Annotated in this window: 20 protein-coding genes and 1 pseudogene; 10 read left to right on the top strand and 11 right to left on the bottom strand. The window is 60.9% G+C overall.

Features of this window, described 5'->3' with window-relative positions; translation table 11 throughout:
• Window positions 1-2: 2 nt before the first annotated feature.
• Both EEQ99_RS04055 and EEQ99_RS04050 read left to right on the top strand, forming a co-directional pair.
• Complete coding sequence (locus EEQ99_RS04055) at window positions 3-500, top strand: hypothetical protein (RefSeq protein ID WP_063475992.1); 498 nt, start codon at window positions 3-5, stop codon at window positions 498-500.
• Window positions 501-526: 26 nt separating this feature from the next.
• Window positions 527-907, top strand: coding sequence for a hypothetical protein (locus tag EEQ99_RS04050; RefSeq protein WP_063475991.1), 381 nt, complete (start codon window positions 527-529; stop codon window positions 905-907).
• Between the two features lie 92 nt (window positions 908-999).
• Here EEQ99_RS04050 and melA (EEQ99_RS04045) read toward each other — a convergent pair whose 3' ends face one another.
• From melA (EEQ99_RS04045) to melA (EEQ99_RS04020), 6 genes are all read right to left on the bottom strand, one after another.
• Entirely contained in the window at window positions 1,000-2,370 is a 1,371-nt protein-coding gene (melA, locus tag EEQ99_RS04045) for an alpha-glucosidase/alpha-galactosidase (RefSeq protein ID WP_047614861.1), read from the bottom strand.
• A gap of 22 nt (window positions 2,371-2,392) precedes the next feature.
• Window positions 2,393-4,060 (bottom strand): ABC transporter ATP-binding protein, encoded by a 1,668-nt coding sequence (locus tag EEQ99_RS04040; protein ID WP_047612786.1) that lies wholly within the window; start codon window positions 4,058-4,060, stop codon window positions 2,393-2,395.
• A 10-nt stretch (window positions 4,061-4,070) separates the two neighbouring features.
• Complete coding sequence (locus tag EEQ99_RS04035) at window positions 4,071-5,207, bottom strand: ABC transporter permease (RefSeq protein ID WP_047613456.1); 1,137 nt, start codon at window positions 5,205-5,207, stop codon at window positions 4,071-4,073.
• Window position 5,208: 1 nt separating this feature from the next.
• A complete protein-coding gene (locus tag EEQ99_RS04030; RefSeq protein WP_047613455.1) occupies window positions 5,209-6,216 on the bottom strand; it encodes an ABC transporter permease in 1,008 nt (335 codons plus the stop codon).
• Between the two features lie 173 nt (window positions 6,217-6,389).
• Complete coding sequence (locus EEQ99_RS04025) at window positions 6,390-8,477, bottom strand: ABC transporter substrate-binding protein (protein ID WP_127430031.1); 2,088 nt, start codon at window positions 8,475-8,477, stop codon at window positions 6,390-6,392.
• Between the two features lie 122 nt (window positions 8,478-8,599).
• Window positions 8,600-10,066, bottom strand: a complete 1,467-nt coding sequence (melA, locus tag EEQ99_RS04020; RefSeq protein ID WP_047612781.1) for an alpha-glucosidase/alpha-galactosidase — start codon at window positions 10,064-10,066, stop codon at window positions 8,600-8,602.
• A 245-nt stretch (window positions 10,067-10,311) separates the two neighbouring features.
• Between melA (EEQ99_RS04020) and EEQ99_RS04015 the strand changes: the two genes are divergently transcribed.
• Window positions 10,312-11,154, top strand: a complete 843-nt coding sequence (locus EEQ99_RS04015; protein ID WP_047612778.1) for an AraC family transcriptional regulator — start codon at window positions 10,312-10,314, stop codon at window positions 11,152-11,154.
• 19 nt (window positions 11,155-11,173) lie between these two features.
• On the opposite strand, the gene EEQ99_RS04010 is transcribed toward EEQ99_RS04015, so the two are convergent.
• Window positions 11,174-12,235, bottom strand: a complete 1,062-nt coding sequence (locus EEQ99_RS04010) for a class I SAM-dependent methyltransferase (RefSeq protein ID WP_127430030.1) — start codon at window positions 12,233-12,235, stop codon at window positions 11,174-11,176.
• A gap of 329 nt (window positions 12,236-12,564) precedes the next feature.
• Between EEQ99_RS04010 and EEQ99_RS04005 the strand changes: the two genes are divergently transcribed.
• The 5 genes from EEQ99_RS04005 to EEQ99_RS03985 all read left to right on the top strand — a co-directional run bounded on the left by EEQ99_RS04005 (window position 12,565) and on the right by EEQ99_RS03985 (window position 16,314).
• Complete coding sequence (locus EEQ99_RS04005) at window positions 12,565-12,885, top strand: helix-turn-helix domain-containing protein (RefSeq protein WP_047612775.1); 321 nt, start codon at window positions 12,565-12,567, stop codon at window positions 12,883-12,885.
• A gap of 3 nt (window positions 12,886-12,888) precedes the next feature.
• Complete coding sequence (locus tag EEQ99_RS04000; protein ID WP_047613454.1) at window positions 12,889-13,149, top strand: hypothetical protein; 261 nt, start codon at window positions 12,889-12,891, stop codon at window positions 13,147-13,149.
• A 9-nt stretch (window positions 13,150-13,158) separates the two neighbouring features.
• Window positions 13,159-13,398 (top strand): hypothetical protein, encoded by a 240-nt coding sequence (locus EEQ99_RS03995; protein WP_047612774.1) that lies wholly within the window; start codon window positions 13,159-13,161, stop codon window positions 13,396-13,398.
• Window positions 13,283-13,627: a hypothetical protein gene (locus EEQ99_RS35460; protein ID WP_080759866.1), complete on the top strand. Its 345-nt coding sequence runs from the start codon at window positions 13,283-13,285 to the stop codon at window positions 13,625-13,627. The genes EEQ99_RS03995 and EEQ99_RS35460 overlap by 116 nt, the downstream gene beginning before the upstream one ends.
• Window positions 13,628-13,752: 125 nt before the next feature.
• The gene (locus EEQ99_RS03985; protein ID WP_127430029.1) at window positions 13,753-16,314 is read left to right on the top strand and encodes a GcvT family protein; all 2,562 of its coding nucleotides are present in this window, start codon (window positions 13,753-13,755) and stop codon (window positions 16,312-16,314) included.
• A 232-nt stretch (window positions 16,315-16,546) separates the two neighbouring features.
• On the opposite strand, the pseudogene EEQ99_RS35580 reads toward EEQ99_RS03985, so the two are convergent.
• Window positions 16,547-16,628 (bottom strand): annotated as a pseudogene (locus EEQ99_RS35580) (phosphatase PAP2 family protein); the annotation flags it as partial.
• 198 nt (window positions 16,629-16,826) lie between these two features.
• Between EEQ99_RS35580 and EEQ99_RS03980 the strand changes: the two are divergent.
• Window positions 16,827-18,347 (top strand): cyclic nucleotide-binding domain-containing protein, encoded by a 1,521-nt coding sequence (locus EEQ99_RS03980; protein WP_097595648.1) that lies wholly within the window; start codon window positions 16,827-16,829, stop codon window positions 18,345-18,347.
• A gap of 72 nt (window positions 18,348-18,419) precedes the next feature.
• On the opposite strand, the gene EEQ99_RS03975 is transcribed toward EEQ99_RS03980, so the two are convergent.
• The 3 genes from EEQ99_RS03975 to EEQ99_RS03965 form a co-directional block, all read right to left on the bottom strand.
• A complete protein-coding gene (locus EEQ99_RS03975) occupies window positions 18,420-18,644 on the bottom strand; it encodes a hypothetical protein (protein ID WP_063475984.1) in 225 nt (74 codons plus the stop codon).
• Window positions 18,641-19,393, bottom strand: a complete 753-nt coding sequence (locus EEQ99_RS03970) for a COG4280 domain-containing protein (protein WP_097630774.1) — start codon at window positions 19,391-19,393, stop codon at window positions 18,641-18,643. Before EEQ99_RS03970 ends, EEQ99_RS03975 begins: the two co-directional genes overlap by 4 nt.
• A 159-nt stretch (window positions 19,394-19,552) precedes the next feature.
• Window positions 19,553-20,290: a phosphatase PAP2 family protein gene (locus EEQ99_RS03965; protein WP_063475982.1), complete on the bottom strand. Its 738-nt coding sequence runs from the start codon at window positions 20,288-20,290 to the stop codon at window positions 19,553-19,555.
• A gap of 191 nt (window positions 20,291-20,481) precedes the next feature.
• Between EEQ99_RS03965 and EEQ99_RS03960 the strand changes: the two genes are divergently transcribed.
• Window positions 20,482-21,024: a hypothetical protein gene (locus tag EEQ99_RS03960; protein WP_063475981.1), complete on the top strand. Its 543-nt coding sequence runs from the start codon at window positions 20,482-20,484 to the stop codon at window positions 21,022-21,024.
• Window positions 21,025-21,029: the final 5 nt, after the last annotated feature.

The following is a 21,029-nucleotide window of genomic DNA, read 5'->3' as shown; positions in this document are numbered from 1 at the left end:
AAATGGTCGATGTGAGCATACCCGCACCCGATAGACCGGGGATTTATTTCCCGGACACTGTCATCCTCTATGGCGTCAAGCTCAACACAGGAATGCCCTTTGCCGAGTTCGACGCGGGCGAAAACGGGAGCGCCGCACTGCAGATGCTACTCTACAGGTCGGGGGTGGCGCAAACCGAAAAACAGTACTCAATCGTACTGGGTTACGGGTACGCGTTCGAGGGGCATTGCTATCGCTTGGACACCAAAAGGGTTTTCATCGTCAAAGGGGCGAGGGCCGAGGAAGCCGTCGGCTGCGGATTCGACCTTCCTGCGAATGTGAATGACAAATACCATATGTGGCGCGTCCGATCTTCTGAGGAATTGCTTGAAATCACCCTGAACTACGGCGACGTCAAGAAACTCATTCTTGACGCTAACCTACCCGGTAGGAGATCGCCTTCATCCTATGCGATCACGGCGGCTTTAGCCCACCGAGATGGGCGTCTGAACCGGGATTAGCGCTTTCGCGAGCGGAGGGAGAAGTTATGTCCATTAAAGTCTATGTTCATTTCGGCCGGGCCTTGACGAACGTGGTGATCACAGATGTGAGGTCGGGTCAAAAAACTGAGCTGGCCAACGTTGTCGCCGACTACGAAGCAACACTTGAGCCAGACGACTTCGACGGAGAGGCAAAAGTCAGAGTTTCCAGCACGGAGGCGCCGCAAGGAGAGGCGACGCTGAGAAACGAGGGAACGTTCCTATACCCGCCAGTAGTTCGCTCGGCCCTTAACGAACTCGCACAATTCAAAGACCTGGACGCACTGGCGCGTGAAATCGACAAGATACTCAAGAGCACACCTTCTCCAGCTGCCAAGTCTTCCCGTGCCGCCAAGTCGTCTGCTTCTGTCCTCAAAGGGACGAAATAGAAGTTCGTCTGACTGGCAAAAGCTTTTCACGCAAAAACCCCGCGGTGTGTTGCCACCGCGGGGCTCTTTGACGCCCGACCCGGGAGAGAGGGTCAGGCAGCCTGAACCTTGCGGCTGGTGCGCGCCCATTCGGGCAGCCAGTCGCCGTGGGTGGCGAGCAGATCGTCGACCAGCGACCAGATCTGGTCGAGGTCGAGTTCGGCTGCCGTATGCGGGTCCATCATCGCGGCGTGGTAGATGTGCTCGCGATTTTCCGTCATCAGCGCCTGCACCGTCAGTTCCTGCACGTTGATATTGGTGCGGATCAGCGCGGTCAGCTGCGGCGGCAGGTCGCCGATGAAGGTCGGCTGGATGCCGGAGGCATCGACGAGGCAGGGCACTTCGGCGGCGCAGTTGGTCGGCAGCGAAGTGATGCAGCCATTGTTGCGGACATTGCCGTAGATCACCGAGGGCTCGCCGGTCCAGACCGAGTTGATGATCGAGGAGGCATATTCCTTCGACGGCTGAACCTCGATCTTGTCGGCCGAACGATAGGCCTCCGCCTGCCCCTTCCAGCGCTCGATCTGCTCGATGCAGCGTTTGGGATATTCATCGAGCGGGATGCCGAATTTCTCGATCAGGTCCTCGCGGCCCTCCTTGATGAAATAGGGCGTGTATTCGGCGAAATGCTCCGAGCTTTCGGTGACGAAATAGCCGAGCCGGGTCAGCATCTCATAGCGCACCTTGTTCGGGCAGCGCGGGTTCCAGCCGGGCTTCGGCGCCCTGCCCTCGCGATAGCCGCGCAGGAGATCGGGATAGAGGTTGCGATAGGACCCGTCCGGCTGGCGATGCTCGAATTTGAGATAGAAGGCCATGTGGTTGATGCCGGCCGCGCGGTAGCGGATCTCCTCGTAGGGAATGTCGAGGTCGTGGGCCAGCTCCATCGCCGTGCCCTGCACCGAATGGCAGAGACCGACCTGGCGAATTGTCGGGTATTTCTCCGATATCGCCCAGGTGTTGATCGCCATCGGGTTGACATATTGCAGCATGATCGCCTCGGGGCAGACGGCGAGCATGTCCTCGCAGACCTTCCAGAGATGCGGCACGGTGCGAAGCCCGCGCATGATGCCGCCGACGCCGAGCGTATCGGCGATCGTCTGGCGCAGGCCGTATTTCTTCGGCACCTCGAAATCGGTGACCGTGCAGGGCTCATAGCCGCCGATCTGGAAGGCGACGACGACGAAATCGGCGCCGGCAAGCGCCTTGCGCTGGTCGGAATAGGTCTCGGCCTTCGCCTTCACGCCGAGCGTCGAGATCAGCTTGTTGACGACGATGGCGCTTTCTTCCAGCCGCTGCGGGTTGAGATCCATCAAGGCGATCGTCGCGCCCGACAGGGCCGGACGCTGAAGCACGTCGCCGACGATGTTCTTCATGAAGACGGTGGAGCCAGCTCCGATGAACGTGATTTTGGGATTTGCTGCCATTATAACCTCCGGCATTCGGCAATCATGCTACCTCGAAAGCGGCTTTGACGAGCCGTTCGGTGTAGGCGGTCTTGGGATGGGATAGAACTTCGTTGACGGGGCCCTCTTCGACGATCTTGCCATGCTGCATGACGATGACGCGATGGCAAAGAGCCCTGACGACCTTGAGATCGTGGGAAATGAACAGGTAGCTTAGGCCCCGCTCGTCCTGCAGCTTGCGGAGGAGTTCGATGATCTGCGCCTGGACGGAAAGGTCGAGCGCTGATGTCGGCTCGTCGAGCAGAATGAATTCCGGCTCGAGCGCGATGGCGCGGGCAATGGCGATGCGCTGGCGCTGGCCGCCGGAAAATTCGTGCGGGAAACGCGACAGGATATTGCCGGGCATGCCGGCGGCAATCAGTGCTTCGCGCACCCGGTCCTGCCGTTCGGCCTTGGTCGCCCCCAGCCTGTTGACGACGAGACCTTCCTCGATGATCTGGCCGATCGTCATGCGCGGGTTGAGCGATGAGAAGGGATCCTGGAACACCACCTGCATGCGGGCGCGCAACGGCCGCATCTCGGCTCGGGAAAGGCCGTGGATCGGCTGATGGTCGAAATGGATCTCGCCGCTCTCGGGCGTGTTCAACCGCAGGATCGCCTGGCCGAAGGTCGTCTTGCCGGAGCCGGATTCGCCGACGAGACCGAGCGTCTCGTGACGGCGCAGCGTCAGGTCGAGGCTGTCGACGGCGACAAGCTCACGCATCGCCGGCTTGAGAAAGGTACCGTGACGCATCATGAAGGCGACGCGCACGCCCTTGGCATCGAGGATGACATCCGATCCCTCCGGCAGCGGATTGGCCTGGCCGCGCGGCTCTGAGGCAAGCAGATGCTTGGTATAGGCGTCCTGCGGATTGGCAAACAGAGCTTCGGTGGTGTTGTGCTCGCGCACTTCGCCAAGCTGCATCACATAGACGTAATCCGAGAACTGCCGCACCACGGTCAGATCGTGAGTGATGAGGATGACGGCCATCCCCAACTCCTTCTGCAGGTTGCGGATCAGGTTCAGGATCTGCGCCTGCACGGTGACGTCGAGCGCCGTCGTCGGCTCGTCGGCAATCAGCACGTCCGGATCGTTGGCAAGCGCCATGGCGATCATCACGCGCTGGCGCTGCCCGCCGGAGAGCTGATGCGGATATTGCATGAGCCGCGCGGCAGGATCAGGGATCTGCACATGTTCGAGCAGTTCGAGCGCACGCTTTTGCGCATCCCTCTTGCTGATCCGGCGATGCACGCGGATCGCTTCGACGATCTGGCTACCGATCGTATAGATCGGGTTCAGCGAGCTCATCGGCTCCTGGAAGATCATCGAGATGCGATCGCCGCGCAGCTTGCGGCGCGCCCGCTCGGAGAACTTCAGGATATTGCTGCCGTCATAGGCGACCGTCGATGCCTCGGAGACGACGGCGCGCTTCGACAAGAGCCCCATCACCGTTCGCGCCGTCACCGATTTGCCCGAACCGGATTCGCCGACGATCGCGATCGTCTCGCCGCGATAGAGCTGGAAGGAGACGTCCTTGACGGCTTCGACCATGCCGTCTTCGACCTTGAAATTCACCGCCACATTGCGGGCGTCGATGATGGGCGTGTCCGAACGGCCATCATGGTCGTGGCGGACGGGCGGGGCGAAGGAATTGACCAGTGCAAGAGCCATATCAATCACCTCAATAAGGATCGACCGCGTCGCGCAGTCCGTCGCCAAGCGCATTGAATGCGAAGACGGTGACGAGCACGAAGCCGACGGGGGAGAGAATCCAGGGATAGGAGCCGATCACCGAATAGGTCGCCGTATCCTGCAGCATCAGCCCCCAGGAAATCAGTGGCGGCTTGACCGCGAAGCCGAGGAAACCCAGGAAGGATTCCAAGAGCACGACGCTCGGTATGGCGAGCGTCACCGCGACGATGACATGGCTCATCACGTTCGGGAAGATGTGCTGCATGATGATGCGCATGTCGGTGGCGCCGACGGCCATCGCCGCCCGGACATAGTCGATACGGGCGAGCGCCAGCGTCTTGCCGCGCACCTCGCGCGACATCTGCGCCCAGCCGAGCGCCGACATGACGGCGATGACGAAGGCAAGGAAGACGTTGGTCGGCGCCGTCACCGGGATGAGCGAGGTCAGCGCCAGATAGAGCGGCAGTTGCGGGAAGGCGAGCACCAGTTCGACGAAACGCTGCAACCAGATATCGAATGTGCCGCCGAAATAGCCGGACACCATTCCGACGGTCGTGCCGATGATGGTGACGATGAAGACCACCGTCAGGGCGATCGTCAGCGAAATGCGCGAGCCGATGATGGCGCGCGACAGCACGTCGCGGCCGAACTTGTCGGTGCCAAGAAAATGCACCGGCTGGCCGTCAGTCGAGCCGAAGAAATGCCGGTTGGCCGGGATCAGGCCGAAAAGCCGGTATTCAGCGCCCTTGACGAAGAAGCCGAGCAGCCGCGGGTTGTCGTAATCCACGCCAACGATCGGCTGGAAGGTGACCGGGTCGAGCTCCTCGGAATCCGACAGCGCATAGACACGCGGCTGGAAGACGAAACCTCCGTCCTTGTCGTGGAAGCTGATCATCTGCGGCGGCGCGAAGCCGACATCGGTTGCCTTCGGGTCCATCGGCGCAAAGAAATCGGCAAAGATCGCCATGACGATCAGGAGCACGACGAGCACCAGCCCTGCCATGCCGGTCCAGGAGCGTCTCAGCCGGCGCCAGACAAGTGCGATGTAGCTTTCATGCCCACGCGATGGCTTGTTGATGGAAAGTTCTGTCGTCGGCGGAGGCGGCGCGGAGTCGAAAGCCAGCATCTCAGGCTCCTCCATACTGGCGGACACGGGGATCGAGCAAAGCGAGCAGCATGTCGGCGATGATGTTGCCGACGATCAGCGTCGCCGACAGCACCATCATGAAGGTGGCGGTGACATAGACGTCGCCGACCGCCATCGAGCCGACGATCGCCGGGCCGACGGTGGGCAATGCGAAAATGATCGCGGTTTCGATCTCGCCGGTCAGCATGTAGGGCAGCACGACGCCCTGGTACATCACCAGCGGGTGCAGCGCGTTCGGCACCGCATGGCGCATCACCACGGCGGCGCCGGAAAGCCCCTTGGCCTTGGCCGTCTCGACATATTGGGCATTCAGCGTATCGAGCAGATTGCCGCGCATGACGCGCATATTGTAGGCGAGCCCGCCGAAGGTGGCGATCGCCACGACCGGCCAGACATGGCGAACCAGATCAGCGAATTTCGCCCAGGACCAGGGCGCCCCGCCATATTGCGGCGAGAAGAAGCTGCCGATTTCGGAGACGTTAAGCTGGAAGACCAGCAGATAGACGATGATCAGCGCCATCAGGAAGCGCGGCACCGTCATGCCGAGGAAGGAAATCGCCGAAAGCGTGCTGTCGATCCAGCTATACTGTCGCGTCGCCGCCCAGATGCCGAAGCCGATGCCGAGCACCGAGGCAAAGAGATGGCAGACGAGCGCCAGAAGCAATGTCCGCGGCAGGCGTTCACCGACGACATCGGCGACCGGCTTGTTGTAAAACATGCTGTAGCCGAAATCACCGCGGGTCACTATACCGCCGATCCAGTTGACGTATTGGATGACCAGCGGCTTATCGAGGCCGTGCTCGACCCTGTAGAGCTGTGCCTGCGCTTCGGCCTGGGCATAAGATGCGCCGCCCTGGTTGATCAGCTGGGATCTTATATAATCGGCGTAGTCGCCGGGCGGTGCCTGGATGATCGCGAAAGTCACCACGCTCAGGATGAAGAGAATGGGGATCGCAGAGGCTATGCGCACGAGCAGGAATCGTAACATCGAACGGTTCGCTTCTCCTTGCCGCCAGTCGCTGCTTGTCAGCGCGGCCGGCTTGTTGGTCATATCAGGCCGCGCGCCACGCGCGGCCTGAATCTCACTTCAGCTGGGAGGGAACTCTCCGGCGTCGCATCACACGCGACGCGCTCTAGCTCTTTGTGTCCTGATGACACGCATCAGTTGATCGGGCCCTTGTCGCCGGGCTTGCCGGGCAGCTGCTCGGGGAACAGCTCGTATTTGCCCTGCTTGTCGGCAGCCACCCACACGCGTTCGCGGATGATGGAGTCTTCAGCCCAGTTGAACATGAAGATCGGCGTACCCTGGGGCACGTTGGAGAACCGCTTGTTGATGATCAGCGCGCCCGGATATTCTGTCAGGCCGACGGTGTTGACGTGCTCCGTCGAGATCTTCTGATACTGCTTCATCAGATCGACGCGCTCGTCATTACTCTGGCTCGTCGTGAACTTGTTGACGACATCGACAAGTTCCTTTTCGAACGGCATCAGATCGAGCTGATCGTCCTTGCCGGCACGATGGTGCCAGCTGGTGCGCGGACCGACAGGGGCAAGCTGTTCGGTATTCTGCACCACCGACGACAGTTCCGTCGTATTGCGCTGGATCAGCCAATCAAAGCGGCCGGCATAATGCGCTTCGTCGCGCTTTGCACCGTCGAGCCCATTGAGGATGACCTTCAATCCGAGCTTTTCCATCTGGCCGACGACACCTTCGGCGAGGCTCTTGTCTGTCGTGTAGTCGTTGTTGACGAGCATGACGATTTCGACATTCTTGCCGCCTTGCGTGCCGGACGGGAAGTTCACGATGCCGTCGCCATCCGTATCCTTGAGGCCGGCCTTGGCGAGTTCCGCCTTGGCACCCTTAAGATCATAGGGGTAGTAAACGGTCGAGTTGCGGTCGTAGAAGCTGGTGCCGGAGGAGAGCCCACCGGGATAGATCGCGGTAAACGGTCCCTTGACCAGCGAGTCGCCGATTGCCTTGCGGTCGAGCGCCATGGTGACGGCCTTGCGGAAGTCCTCGTTGCGGTTCAACTCGCGGATCGCCTCACCGCGCTCGTCCGGGTTGCCCCAGCCGTTGGCGGAGAAGTTCATGCGCAGATTGTAGCCGATTAGGCGCGGGCCGAAGGCAAGGCGGGCGGGTGCGGTCTTTTCGGCGGCTCGCTTCAGCGACGCGACGAAGTTTTCCGGCTGCTCGAGGTTCGAGATGTCGGCGGATCCGGCCACGGCCTGAACGTCACGGTCGGCCCAGGTCGAGAGCTTGTAGTGCAGCTCATTCAGATAGGGCAGTTGATCGCCCTTCTCGTCGACCTTCCAGTAATAGGGGTTGCGGCGCATGACGATGATGTCGTCCGGGCGATATTCGACCGGTACCCAGGCGCCCATCACCGGCATGTTCATGAACTCGGGCGGGAAGGCGTTCTTGAACTGGTCGTAGGTGTTCTTCGAATATTTCGGATGCTTCGATTTCAGGATGTGCGACGGACCCGGGCAGAAATTCGGGTAGGACATCGTGTAGAGATATTGCTTCGGGAAGGCCTCCTTGAAGGTCCATTCGACGGTGTAATCGTCGACCTTCTTCAGCGTCGTGCCGGCGCCGAAGGCTTCCGGCGAGGCGCCGCCGCCGAGCGGCGAAACGTTCGGGTCGATGACTTCGTCATCCCAGTAGAACATGATGTCGTCGGCATTGAATGGCGCGCCGTCAGACCATTTGGCGCCTTCGATCAGGTGCATGGTCAGCTTATGGCCGTCTTCGGACCAATCCCAGCTCTTGGCGAGGTTCGGCAGCGGCTCGGTGTCTGAGGCCTGTACCTGGAACAGCGGCGCGGTGCGCGTCAGGCATTCGGAAAGGCCGATATCGATGCCGCCCCAGCCCTGCGTCTGGCCGGCGCCGTAGTTCCAGCCTTCCGGCCGGCCGCCGATGACGTGGCGCATCGTATCGCCGTAGACACCGATGCCGTCGGGCATATTGCCCGTCTTGAAGACCAGCGGCTCCTTCGGCAGCCGGTCCTTGACCGGCGGCAGCTTGCCGGCGGCGACGAAATTTTTCGTGACCCAATCCGGCTCATGATATTCGGGCAGCGCCTTGAACTCCAGGATGGAGTCGCGCGCCACATATTTGATCTTGCCTTCGGCCGGAAAGTCCGCCGGCGCCGGCGGGATGGTTGCCTCGGAAGCATATGCATTCAGCGCCGCGGCCGAGACGCTGAGCGCCAGCCCGGCAAGAATGCCCAGATTGCGGAAATTCATCATCGTTTCTCCCTCTGTTCCGGAGCGCGGGTCACACGGCTCCTTTTCCTCGCACGACATGAAAGCGGGCTTGATGTCATGGATTTCCCTCCCGGAAACCCATGACGACCCAACCTTCACAAAACTTAGACGGCCTGCTTCAGCGCCGCCTTTTCGGCGCGCAACTCCTCGATCGAGCGGACGTTGCGGCGCGCAGCCCCCGCCCAGTCGCGGGTCTGCACCTTCGATTTGGACAGCCGCTCCTTGGCGGCCGGCACGGCATCGGCATATTGCGGCAGCCAACGTGCCTGGGCAACGACCATCTCGTCGACCATCTGCCAGACTTCCTCAGGCGTCGAGACGGCGCCGACCAGCGGATCGTGCAGCACGGCGAGCTTCAGGAGATCGATGTCGCCTGAAACAGCCGCATGCACCGACATGCGCTGGACGTTGATCGAGGCAATGCAGGTGGCGGCACAAGCTTCCGGCAGGGTGACGCCGGAAACCATGTTGATGCCGAAGCGGTCGACGAAGCCGGGCGATTCGATGATCGCATCGGACGGCAGGTTGGTGATGACGCCATTGTTCTTGACGTTGAAATGGCCGCGATAGACCCGGTTCGTCTCCAGCGCCTCCAGGATGTGGCTGGCGTGTTCGTTCGAGCGCTTGGCAGGATCGATCGGCTTGGCGGCCGATTCCAGGAATTGCGGATATTCCGTCTCGAACCAGTTACGCGTTTCGGTGGAGTGGCGGAGATAGCCGCCGGTCTCGCCGTGGATCCAGTCGGACATATCGATCCAGCGGGTGATTTCGTCCGGCCGTTTGCGATACCAGGGCAGGTATTCCGAGAGATGGCCGTTGCTTTCCGTGGAATAGACGCCGAAACGCTTCAGCACGTCGATGCGCAGCTTCTCCTGCTGCGAATAGACGGGGTGCGCCTCGAAGGCGGCAACCAGCTCGTCCTTGCCGATCTTGCGGCCGTTGAGGCGCAGGTCGATGAACCAGGTCTGGTGGTTGATGCCGGAGCAGATGTAATCGAGTTCGCTCACCGACTTGGCGCCCAGCACCTCGGCGATCTGTTCGGCGCCGTGCTGGACACCGTGGCAGAGGCCGACCGTGTCGACCTTGCCGTATTCGATCGCCGCCCAGGTGTTCATCGCCATCGGGTTGGCATAGTTCAGGAACTTGGCACCCGGCTCGGCGACTTCCCTGATGTCCTTGCAGAAGTCGAGGATCACAGGGATGTTGCGCTGGCCATAAAGGATGCCGCCGGCGCAGATCGTATCGCCGACGCACTGGTCGATGCCGTATTTCAACGGGATGCGGATATCGTCGGCATAGGCTTCGAGGCCGCCGACCCGGACGCAGCTGATGATGTAACGTGCGCCTTCCAGCGCCTTGCGCCGGTCGGTCGTCGCCGTGACTTTCGTCGGCAGTCCGTTCGCCTCGACGACACGATCGAGGATCGCCTTGATCATTTCGAGATTGTGCTCGCTGAGATCCGTCAGCGCGAATTCGATGTCGCGAAACTCGGGAACGCACAATATGTCGGTAAACAGCTTCTTGGTGAAGCCAACGCTGCCCGCACCGATGATAGCGATTTTGAAACTCATGATCTTCACCTCGACCCAATCGAATGCTAGAGAAAAGATGGCTATGGAGGATCAGGCCGCATGCCGGCGCATGTGGTTGAAAAAGCCGTAAAACTGCCTGTTTTCCTCCCGGCCGCTCTAATCGGCCGTGGTCTCTTCCTTCTTGTCGACCGGGATTATGCCCGAAATCGTCGGGGCGACCAGAGAAGGATTATGCTTTCAGGGGTAATTTTGTGCTGCAGGATTTAATTGCCAATGGACAGTCGATGAGGACGGTTTCGCTGCCCCGCGGCCGCCAGCGATTGCACGCCATGCCGACCAGTACCGGCTATGAGGTGCGCGAGAACGAGACCTATGACTGGGATGGCCGAAGGCGCGGCCAGACGCCCTTCACGGTGCTGCAGCACACGATCAGCGGCAGCGGTCGGCTGCGCTACCAGAACCGCAATTATCGGCTTCAGGGCGGCGATACGCTGCTGGTGCTCGTCCCGCACAATCACCGCTACTGGCTGGAGAAGGGCGACCGCTGGGAATATTTCTGGATCTCGATGAATGGCGAGGAGACGCTGCGCATCCATCAGCTGGTGCTTTCCACGTCAGGCCCGGTGTTGAAGCTGCAGCCCTCGACCATCGATCATCTCGCCGATTGCAGCCTGCGCCTCGTCAGAGGCGCGACGTCGCCAGGTGCTGCCTCGGCGATCGCCTATGAGGCGGCCATGGCGCTCTACGACGACGTCTTCGGCTCGCCGGCCTTTGCCGCCGAGCTCAGCCTGATGCAGCCGGTGATCGACCATATCAACGCCAATCTCGACAAGCCGCTGCCGGTCAGCGAACTCGCCGGCATCGTCGGCCTCAGCCGCGCGCATTTCTCGCGCAGCTTCGCCGAAAGCGAGGGCATGCCGCCCGCCGAATTCGTGCTGCAGCAACGCCTGCAGCGTGCCGTCAAGCTTCTGACCAAGGCCGACTTCCTGCCGGTCAAGGAAGTCGCCATCATGTGCGGCTTCGAGGACGCCAACTATTTCTCGAAAGTCTTCCGCCGCGTCTACGGCACCAATCCGACGGAATTCCGCACGACGGGCATGTATGCCAGCATCGGCAAGCTGAAATAGCGGATCATCCCAAATCGCGTCAGGCCCGCACCTCGAACACCATGTTGAATGGTGTTTCCGTCGCCCGCCGGAAATGTGTGAACCCGGCGTCGAGCGCCACCTTTCGAAGCTTCATTTCTCCCGCCTGTGCGCCGAGCCCGAGCCCGACCTCCTGGGAGAGCGATGCTGGCGTGCAGATCATCGTCGATGCTCCATAAAAGACGCGGCCGACCGGGTTGAGATTGTCCTTGAGATGGTCATGGGCAAAGGGCTCGACGATCAGCCACGTGCCGTTCGGCCCAAGTGTTTCCTTGACATGCCGGCCGGCGCCGACCGGATCGCCCATGTCATGCAGGCAGTCGAACATGGCAACCATATCATAGCCGCCGCCTGGAAATTCCGCAGCCGAGCCCTGGTTGAACGTCACGCGGTCGGCGACACCCGCATCTTCCGCGGCGGCCTTTGCCCTTTCGATCGATGGGCCGTGATAGTCGAAGCCGGTAAAGCGGGACGCGGGATAGGCCTGTGCCATCAGGATGGTCGAGGCGCCATGACCGCAGCCGACATCGGCGACGCTGGCGCCGGCCTTGAGCTTTTCTTCGACCCCCGCAAGCGCCGGAATCCATTCGTTGACGAGATGGCTGTTGTAGCCCGGGCGGAAGAAGCGCTCGGTGCCCCGGAAAAGGCAGGTGCTGTGCTCATGCCAGCCAAGACCCTTGCCGGTGCGGAAGGCATCGGCGACCTTCGGCTCGTCCATCCACATGGATTGCACGACCTCGAAGGCCCCCACGAAAAAGGCCGGGCTGTTTTCCTCGGCAAACACCATCGCCTGTTCCGGCGTCAGGCTGAAACGATCGGTTTTTTCATCGTAAGCGACATAGTCCGCAGCCGCCTGAGCGCTCAGCCATTCCCGGAGATACCGCTCCTTCACCCCTGTTTTTGCGGAGAGTTGCTGGACGGTCATCGGCGTTCCGTCGGCCATCGCCTTGAACAACCCCACCTTGTCGCCAAGCACGACCAAGGCCCCTGACATGGCGGCGCCGACGTCCCCAACAAGACGACCGACGAGCGCATCGAGTTTCTGCATATCTGGCTCACGCATTGTTACCTCCCGGGTGCGTGATGAAGGAACAGTTAAATTAGTCTTTAATAATATTCAGTCAATCAACCTTCCCGTTTCACCAGATGAGCGTGGAGTATTGACGGTCGAAAGAATGTAAAAGGCGGGATGAATAGGCCGTTCCATTCCGGCGCAATTTACGCGTGACTACATAATCCGGGGAGATTGCCATTCCACGAGAAGACCAACGTCAACCGCTCAAAACATCTTGTGTCGTCATGCGCTTGCTCTCATCATCGCTTGTATCGAGATTACATTTTTCATATCATCCGCGGGAAGCAGCGCTACACTTTTGATGCAAGGTTATTGTTTTGAGCCTATCTTCCGCCCAATGCCGCGCCGCGCGTGCCCTGCTGGCTTGGTCTCAGGACGACCTCTCATCGGCCTCAAAAGTCGCCAAAGCGACGATTGCCAATTTCGAGGCCGGGAAGCGTTCACCCTATGAGCGCACCCTTCAGGATATGAAGCACGCCCTGGAAGGCGGCGGGGTTGTTTTCATCCCGGAAAACGGCGGCGGCGCCGGTGTCCGCCTGGCAAAACGCGCAAGCCCCTCGATCGACACGAATGAGACCGAAACGGTTCAATATGAAGAATATCTCGAAAACGACGCACCGCCCGGTGCGGGTGGCTGAATGATGGCAAAAAAAGAGAAGCTCGAACATTCCGAACTGGCGGGAGAATTCACCGATGACGGGATCACCGTGCTCGTCGATATCTTCCGCACATCGGGCAGCAATGAAGACTGGACGATGGAAGTGGTCACGCAGGCGGAGGATCTGATCCGCTGGGACGAGCCGTTTGCGACCGACCGGGAGGCTTTCGACGAATTCCTGGCCGTCGTCGCCAAGGACGGCATTCGATCGTTTCTCGAAGATGAAGAGCCATCCGTGCATTGAGGAAGATTCGTGAAGAGCATCAATGATCTAGTCGCATCGGCGAAAACCGTCTGCGATCGATACCGGGCCGGTCGGATGGAGCGCGAGACCGTGCGGGAATGGGTTCTCGGACTCGGCGCCTATCCGCCGCCGCATGGCGAGCGTGTACGGGAAGCGGCGGAATGGTTCCGATTGCACAATCGTGAGCCCGTTTCCGAAGATATCGTGCTCGCGGACATCGACCGGCTCAAGGCGATTTCAGCGCCGTGATCCCGGGGCGTGCGAACGACAGGCGGCCGGCTCAGCTCCTGCTTCGCATTTTCCTGGAATAGCTCCAGCCTCGCGGGCTGGCGCAATCACGCCGGTACTCGGCGGCGTAGGACCAATGACGATCATGAGCATGATGCATAATACCGCCATCGCAGCTTTCATGCGAAGAGGTCTGGAGGTTCCGCAGCAGAGCGGTATGGCGCTTCCGTTGAAAGCTGAGCCGCTCTAGCCGCGAAGCGCAGGTCGAGCGCGGCTACTGCAATTCAAGGTGTTGCAGCGTCCTTTGCGCGTCCTATCAGACGCGCGGCGCTGCAGGTAAATTTTAATTCGTCCGATAGGCAGAAGGGACAGTACGTGGCCACATTTCCGGAAAAGGCAAAGGTCGTCATCATCGGGCTCGGCGGTATCGTCGGCGCCTCCATCGCGCATCATCTCGTCGAGCGCGGATGGGACGATATCGTCGGCATCGATAAGTCGGGCATCCCAACCGACATCGGCTCCACAGCCCATGCCTCGGACTTCTGTTACACCACGAGCCACGACTATCTGTCGGTCTGGACCACACAATATTCGATCGATTTCTACGAGAAGATGGGCCACTACGCCCGCATCGGCGGCCTCGAAGTGGCGCGGATCGGCGACGATACCTGGATGGAGGAAATCAAGCGCAAGCTTTCCTCGGCACGCGCTTTCGGCACGCGCGCCCATTATGTCAGCCCTTCCGAGATCAAGGAAAAGTTCCCGCTGATCGAGGAAGATCAGGTAATGGGCGGCCTTTACGATCCGGATGCCGGCCTCGTCATTCCGCGCTCGCAGACCGTTGCCGGCAAGCTGGTCGACGCCGCCGAAAAGGCAGGCAAGCTGCAGGTATTCGGCAACACGCCGGCAAAGTCGCTGATCGTCGAAGGCGGCCGCATCAAGGGCGTCGTCACCCATCGCGGCACGATTATGGCCGACCACGTCATCGTCTGTGCCGGCCTCTGGGGGCGCCTGATCGCGGAGATGGTCGGCGAAGACCTGCCGGTCATGCCGGTCGACCACCCGCTCACCTTCTTCGGTCCCTATAACGAGTTTGAAGGCACAGGCAAGGAAATCGGCTTCCCGCTGCTGCGCGACCAGGGCAACTCCGCCTATATGCGCGATACCGGCGACCCGGCGACGACGGAGGGCGGTCAGATCGAGTGGGGCTATTACGAAGCCACCAATCCGCGCATGTGCCATCCGCGCGATCTTCTCGAAAAACACGAAGCACGCCTTTCGCCTTCGCAGCGCGACCTCGAGATGGAACAGATCATCGAGCCGCTCGAGCGCGCCATGGAACTGACGCCGATCCTCGGCGAACTCGGCTATAACGAAGGTCACTCCTTCAACGGCCTGCTGCAGGTGTCCGCCGGCGGCGGCGCATCCTGCGGCGAGAGCCAGAAGGTGCGTGGTCTCTGGTATTGCGTTGCCATCTGGGTCAAGGACGGCCCGGGCTACGGCAAGCTGATCGCCGACTGGATGACCGATGGCCGGACTGAAATCGATCACAACAGCATCGATTACGCCCGCTTCTATCCGCATCAGTTGACGGAAGAGTTCATCGAAGGCCGCTGCTACGAAGCCGCCCAGAAGATCTATTTCCCGGCCGTTCACACCCGCGAACCCTATGCATCCGGCCGCAACGCCAAGCGCTCGCCCTTCTACGAGCGCGAAAAGGAGCTTGGCGGCTACTTCATGGAACTTGGCGGCTGGGAGCGCGCGCACGGCTACGCCGCCAACGAGCACCTGCTGGAGAAATATGCCGACCGCGTCCCGCTTCGCGAGAACGAATGGGACAGCCGCCATTTCTGGCGCGTGTCGAATGCCGAGCATCTGGCGATGAGCGAAGATTGCGGTATCGTCAATCTCAGCCACTTCCACATGGTCGATATCGAAGGACCCGACCATGTCGAGCTGATGGAATGGCTGTGCGCCGCCAAGGTCGGCGGCGATGCAAACATCGGCAAGGGCATTTACACCCACTTCCTCGACGACGAAGGCATGGTGCGCGCCGACTTCACCGTCTTCCGCATGGCCGACCGCTGCCGTCTCGTCAACGGCGCCGATGCCGGCCCGCGCGACCTGCACTACATGAAGCGCGTCGCCCAGGACCGTGGCCTTGACGTGACCATCACGGACGTCTCGGAGAAATTCGTGACGATCGGCATCTGGGGTCCGAACGCGCGCGACACGCTGAAGAAGGCTGTCGCCGATCCGGCCGGGCTCGACCAGGAAAACTTCGCCTTTGCGGCGATCAAGCCGATCGAAATCGCCGGTAAGCCTGTCACCGCCTTCCGCATCTCCTATGTCGGCGAGCAGGGCTGGGAACTGCACATGAAGTATGAAGACGGCCTCGCTGTCTGGGATGCGCTGCGCTCGACCGGCGTGATGGCCTTCGGCGTCGAGACCTATGCAAACTCGCGCCGCATGGAAAAGAGCCTGCGCCTGCAGAATGCCGACCTCCTGACCCAGTACAATCTGATCGAAGCCGATCTCGCCCGTCCGAAGGTCAAGGAAGCCGATTTCCGCGGCAAGGCAAAACATCTGGAATACAAGGCGCGCGAGCACCAGCCGGCCATGCTCTGCACGCTTGTCATGACCGAGAATACCGACAAGTCGGGCGTGAAGCGTTATCCCCTCGGCAACCTGCCGGTTGTCGATCCCGCCACGGGAGAGGTTCTGGTCGACGAGCTTGGCCGTCGGTCCTACACGACCTCGATCGCCTACGGCCCGATGGTCGGAAAGAACATTGCCTTGGCCTATTTGCCCTGGTCGCATTGCCAGGTCGGACGCAGGCTGAATATCGAGTATTTCGCCGAGAGTTATCCGGTGGAGGTTGTCGGCGTCGGTTACAAGCCGATCTACGACCCAGAAAATCTGAAGCCGCGCAGCTAGAGCAGTTCAGCTTTTAACGGAAGCACCGAACCGCTCTATCATTTTGTTCTTACGCAATTCCGGGCAAATCCGCTTCGCGCTTTGCCTGGAATTGCTCAAGGCACCTCAAGCCAGATGTGGCGCCACAACGGCGGCTTGATAAGCTCGCTGGAAACGCAGATCCGTCATCTGTTCCAGGCGCCCGCAAAAACTTGCTTGGAATTTCGCTGAAACACCGTCCGCTGTCACCGTTCCCAGCGTCCATCGTATCGTCAGGGGCGGCTCGGAACGCGCCGCTTTGAGACCAGCCAGCAGCCAATCGCCCAGAGCGTGCCGTGCGCCGCCGAGTGACGTCCGCACCCGTTTCCGACGCTGTCGGCGCTGGCGCTATTTTAAGGTTGCCTCGCAGCCGGATTGGAAGTCAGGATGCGGCGAAGCCGTCTAGACGCGCTTTGGAATTCAATAGCGAGCCATGATGTTGCACGAAAACCGCTCACACTCTTCGGCATCATGCTCCGGCAAATGGACGGTCGATGCTTGATACTCTCACTTGGTCCGCAGTGCTTGCCGATCCCATCGTCCAGGCCGGGACCCTGGCAGTGGTCGGCGCGGTCGTTACGCGCATAGCGCTTCGGCCCTTCCCGAGCTGGAAGCTCGCCGGCCAGGTGTTTTTTTTCGCGGTACTGACCGTCCTGCTGCTCTATCACGACATCGTGCCCTACGAAGTTGGGCCGACGCCCGCGTCGACCTTCGAACGCGTCTTCATCGCCCTTGCCAAGGTGGTCTGGTGGATCAATGCCGCCTGGGCACTGATCGCCTTCGTTCGCGTCTTCCTGATCTTCGAGCGGCAACCGCGCGAAGGTCGCCTCGTTCAGGATCTGGTCATCGGCCTGATCTATCTCGGCGCGATCCTCTCGGTGGTCGCTTACGTCTTCAGCTTTCCCGTCGGCACGCTGATCGCCACCTCGGGTGTCTTTGCCATCATCCTCGGCCTTGCGATGCAAAGCACCCTGAGCGACGTCTTTTCCGGCATCGCGCTCAATCTCGGCCGGCCCTATACGATCGGCGACTGGATCGTGCTGAATGATGGCATCGAAGGCCGTGTCGTCGAAACCAACTGGCGTTCCACCCATCTGCTGAACGGCTCGAACGACCTCGTCGTCCTACCCAACAGCTTCCTCGCCAAGGTCGGGCTGACCAATCTCAGCAGTCCCGACCGCAGCCACGGGACGACGCTGATGGTCCGCGTCGTGCCGACGATCGGGCCGTCGGCGATCGTCGACGTCATGCGCACAGTCCTTTTGAGCAGCAACTCGATCCTGACCGAACCGAAACCCGGCGTGCAGATCAAATCGCTTACATCGGATGCAATGGAACTGGAACTCTCCTTCCGCGTCAGGGATATCGGCCAGGTCGGGCCAGCGAAGAACGAGATTTTTGACCTCATCTACCGTCACATCAAGGCCGCAGGCCTCACCTTGGCCCGACCGATCGATGCCGCGGGGCCGCTGCCCGACCGCCTGCAGTCGGAGGAGATGGCGAAGCCGCACCGGCCGACGCCGCTCAAGCTTCTCGACGCCATCCCGCTCTTTTTCTCGCTGACCGAAGACGAGAAGGAAACGCTCGCAGCATCGATGACGCGACGCACCTACAAGAAGGATGCCATCCTCATCGAACAGGGCGATACGGTCGCATCGCTGATGATCGTGCGCAGCGGCGCCCTTGTCGCCACGCGGCGGGAAGGCCACAAGGAAATCGAACTCGGCCGGCTGGCGCCGGGCGACTATTTCGGCGAAAGCGGACTGCTGATCGGCCTCGGCGAAGCCGCCAGCCTGCGGGCGCTGACCTTCGTCGTCGTCTATGAGATCGCCCAAGCAAGCCTGACACCGCTGTTACACGACCGGCCAGGCATCGCCGAAGAACTTGCCGCCACCCTGTCGCGCCGAATCGAGACGGGCCAGCACTCCTTCGCAACTGAAGGCGCCACGCTGAACGGCGGCTCGGTGAGCTCGCTGGTGACGCGGATCCGCCATCTGTTCAAGGTGCCGCAGTAGCTCCCTAAATCAAAGAAACGGAGCATGACGTCGTCCGAAACCGCTTCACACTTTTCGGTATCATCATCCAGGCTATTTCCGCTGAAACTTCTTCCGCGCCGCGCGCATCACACTCTCGGCGAGGATCAGCAGGCAGCCGAGGAGAAGCAGAGCGGCGGCGAGCAACGCGTCGGTATGGGCGAATTTCACCAGCACGCCGACGACGGCGATCAGCAGCAGCGCCGCCAGCGCCAGCGCGCCGTCGTCGACGAACATGCCGAAGAATTCCTTGAACGCGACTTTAAGAATATTCGTCATGCGGCGACCTCGGCATGGGCGTTGAAATACTGGCGCAGCACCCGGACCGCGGCGAAGGAAAAGACGGCGAGCACGGCAAGGATCGCCAGGAGCGAAAGGTCGGCGCCCGGCCACTCTGCACCGATGCCCTCGCCGACCCAGAATATGCCGAAGGCGCTGAGCAGCAGCCCGACGACGAATTTGAGGCTGTTCTCCGGAACCGCTGAAAGCGGTTTGTGCACGAAGAGGCCGATGATCAGCACCAGCAGGCAAGCCGCGGCAGCCCCAAGGCTGGCATAACCGATCATGCCATGTCCGGCGCCGGTGGCGATGACGATGAACACCACTTCGATCCCCTCGAGCAGCACGGCCTTGAAGGCCGCAATGCCCGCCAGCAAATTCGCGCGACGCTCTGCGGATTGGCGTCTCAGACTATCCGTCTCGGCCGCAAAGGCTTTTTCCTCGTCGTGCAGGGCGATGAAACCAGAAGCCCTGAGGATCGCCTTGCGCAACCAGCGCAGGCCGAAGAGAATGAGCAGCGTTCCGATGACGAACTGCATCAACTCGACCGGAATGAGGCCGAGCAACGGACCGAGCGCCAGCACAAGAATGGCCAGAACGCCGAGTGCAAGACCGGTACCGATGAAGGCCGGACGCCAGCTTTGCGTGACGCCGACGGCAAGGATGATGGTGAAGGCTTCGACGACCTCGACGAAGGAGCCGAGAAATGCGGCCGTGACCGTCGAGGTGATCGTTGTCAGAGTTGCCATGGGTTCTGTCCGTTATGCCGGCGGAGATCAAAGCCTTGTTGATGCCGGCAGCACTGTGCAACAGCTGCGAGAAAGGGAAAAGGCATGCGCTGCCAAAGATTGTGCATGAAGGGCGATCCCTATCTCTCCGCCGCCTGCGCCATGGACGGGACAGGAGAGCTATCTGCTATCACCGTTTTCAGCCTCGGCGCCATCGTCCGGAGCGCGGCTTGGAACGAAGCGTTTCGAGATCAGCCAGCAGCCGAGCGCCCAGAGCGCGCCGGCGCACCATCCGGCGAAGACGTCCGTGGGGTAATGAACGCCGAGATAGATGCGGCTCAAACCGACAATGACGGCGAGGAAGACGCCGGCGCCCATGACGAAGATCCGCGTCGACCGGTAACGCTGTGTCCGCGCCAGCAGCGCCCCGAGCGTCAGATAGGTCACCGCTGAGACCATCGCATGTCCGGAGGGAAAGCTGAGATCGCTCACTTCGACGAGATGCGGCACGATGTCGGGACGTGGCCGGGCAACAAGGATCTTCAGCGTCGTGCTCGCCAGCCAGCCAGTCAGCACCGAGGAAAAGACGAAGATCGCGATCGGCCAGCGCCGGTCGAGCACGAGATAGACGGTGATGAGAACCGTCAGCAGCGAGAGAACGGTGACGCCGCCAAGGCTGGTGATATCGTCGACGGCATGTGTCAGCCAGGCGGGCCCGATCGGCACCGCAAGTTCGCCCGGTCGCCGCAACGCCAGCAGGATCGCTTCGTCGAAGCGGAATGTCTCGCCCTCCAGGACTTCGCTCGTCAATCGCTGGAGCACAAACAGCCCACCTGCAACGGATGCCAGCATAATGAGCGTCAGCGGCTCATAGGCGGTAAGCCGTGCCAAAAATCCGCGTCGTTGAACCTCGGACATGCCTGTCATCAAACTCCGTTCACATGTTGTCGTCCCCCGCCAGATTGGCAATGCAAACCCAGGATTCAAGTCCTCGCGGCATTCAAAGACGTTCCCGCGGACCGCCGCCGCCGGATCTCCGGCACTTGGTAGCAAAAGCTCAACCTTCTTTTGCTATCGCTGGAGTTGATTGCGTTGGAGATGGTTCGGCAATGAAAATTCTCACTGCGACGGTCCTGATGGCCGCCGCCCTGCAGCCGGTTTCGGCCTTGGGCGAGACCGAGTGGATGGGCGGCGCAAGACAATGGTCGGTGGGTTTTGCAAGCGAGAGCCCGCCCTATTGTCGCCTGCGGTGGGATAGTGAGCTCGGCAAGACCATGGAATTCCGCCAGAGCGCCAGCGAGACCTTCTGGCTGGTGGCAAAGAGCACCTGGGACATTCCAGCCGACACCAAGACCGAAGTGACGCTGACCGATCGCAATTTGACGAAAGTCGTCGCCGCCGAATTCTTCGACAAAACCACGCTTCGCCTCTGGCCTCCGGCCAGCAAAGGAAGCGGCGGACTGAAGAAGATCATCAAGAATTCCTTCGCCGGAACCCCTGACGTGCAGTTGACCTTTGCCGGCGACGAAGGCGACTGGACGCTGCCGCTGTCGCGGGTGGACCAGCTCTACCCGACCTATCTCCAATGCCTCAAACGTCTCGAGGCCGGCGGAAAGCCCAAGCAGGATTCCGAAACCAGCAAGCCGTTCTGACGAGA

This window comes from Rhizobium anhuiense (genome assembly GCF_003985145.1).
GTDB lineage: Bacteria > Pseudomonadota > Alphaproteobacteria > Rhizobiales > Rhizobiaceae > Rhizobium > Rhizobium anhuiense.
This window is presented reverse-complemented; position numbering and strand designations above follow the sequence as displayed.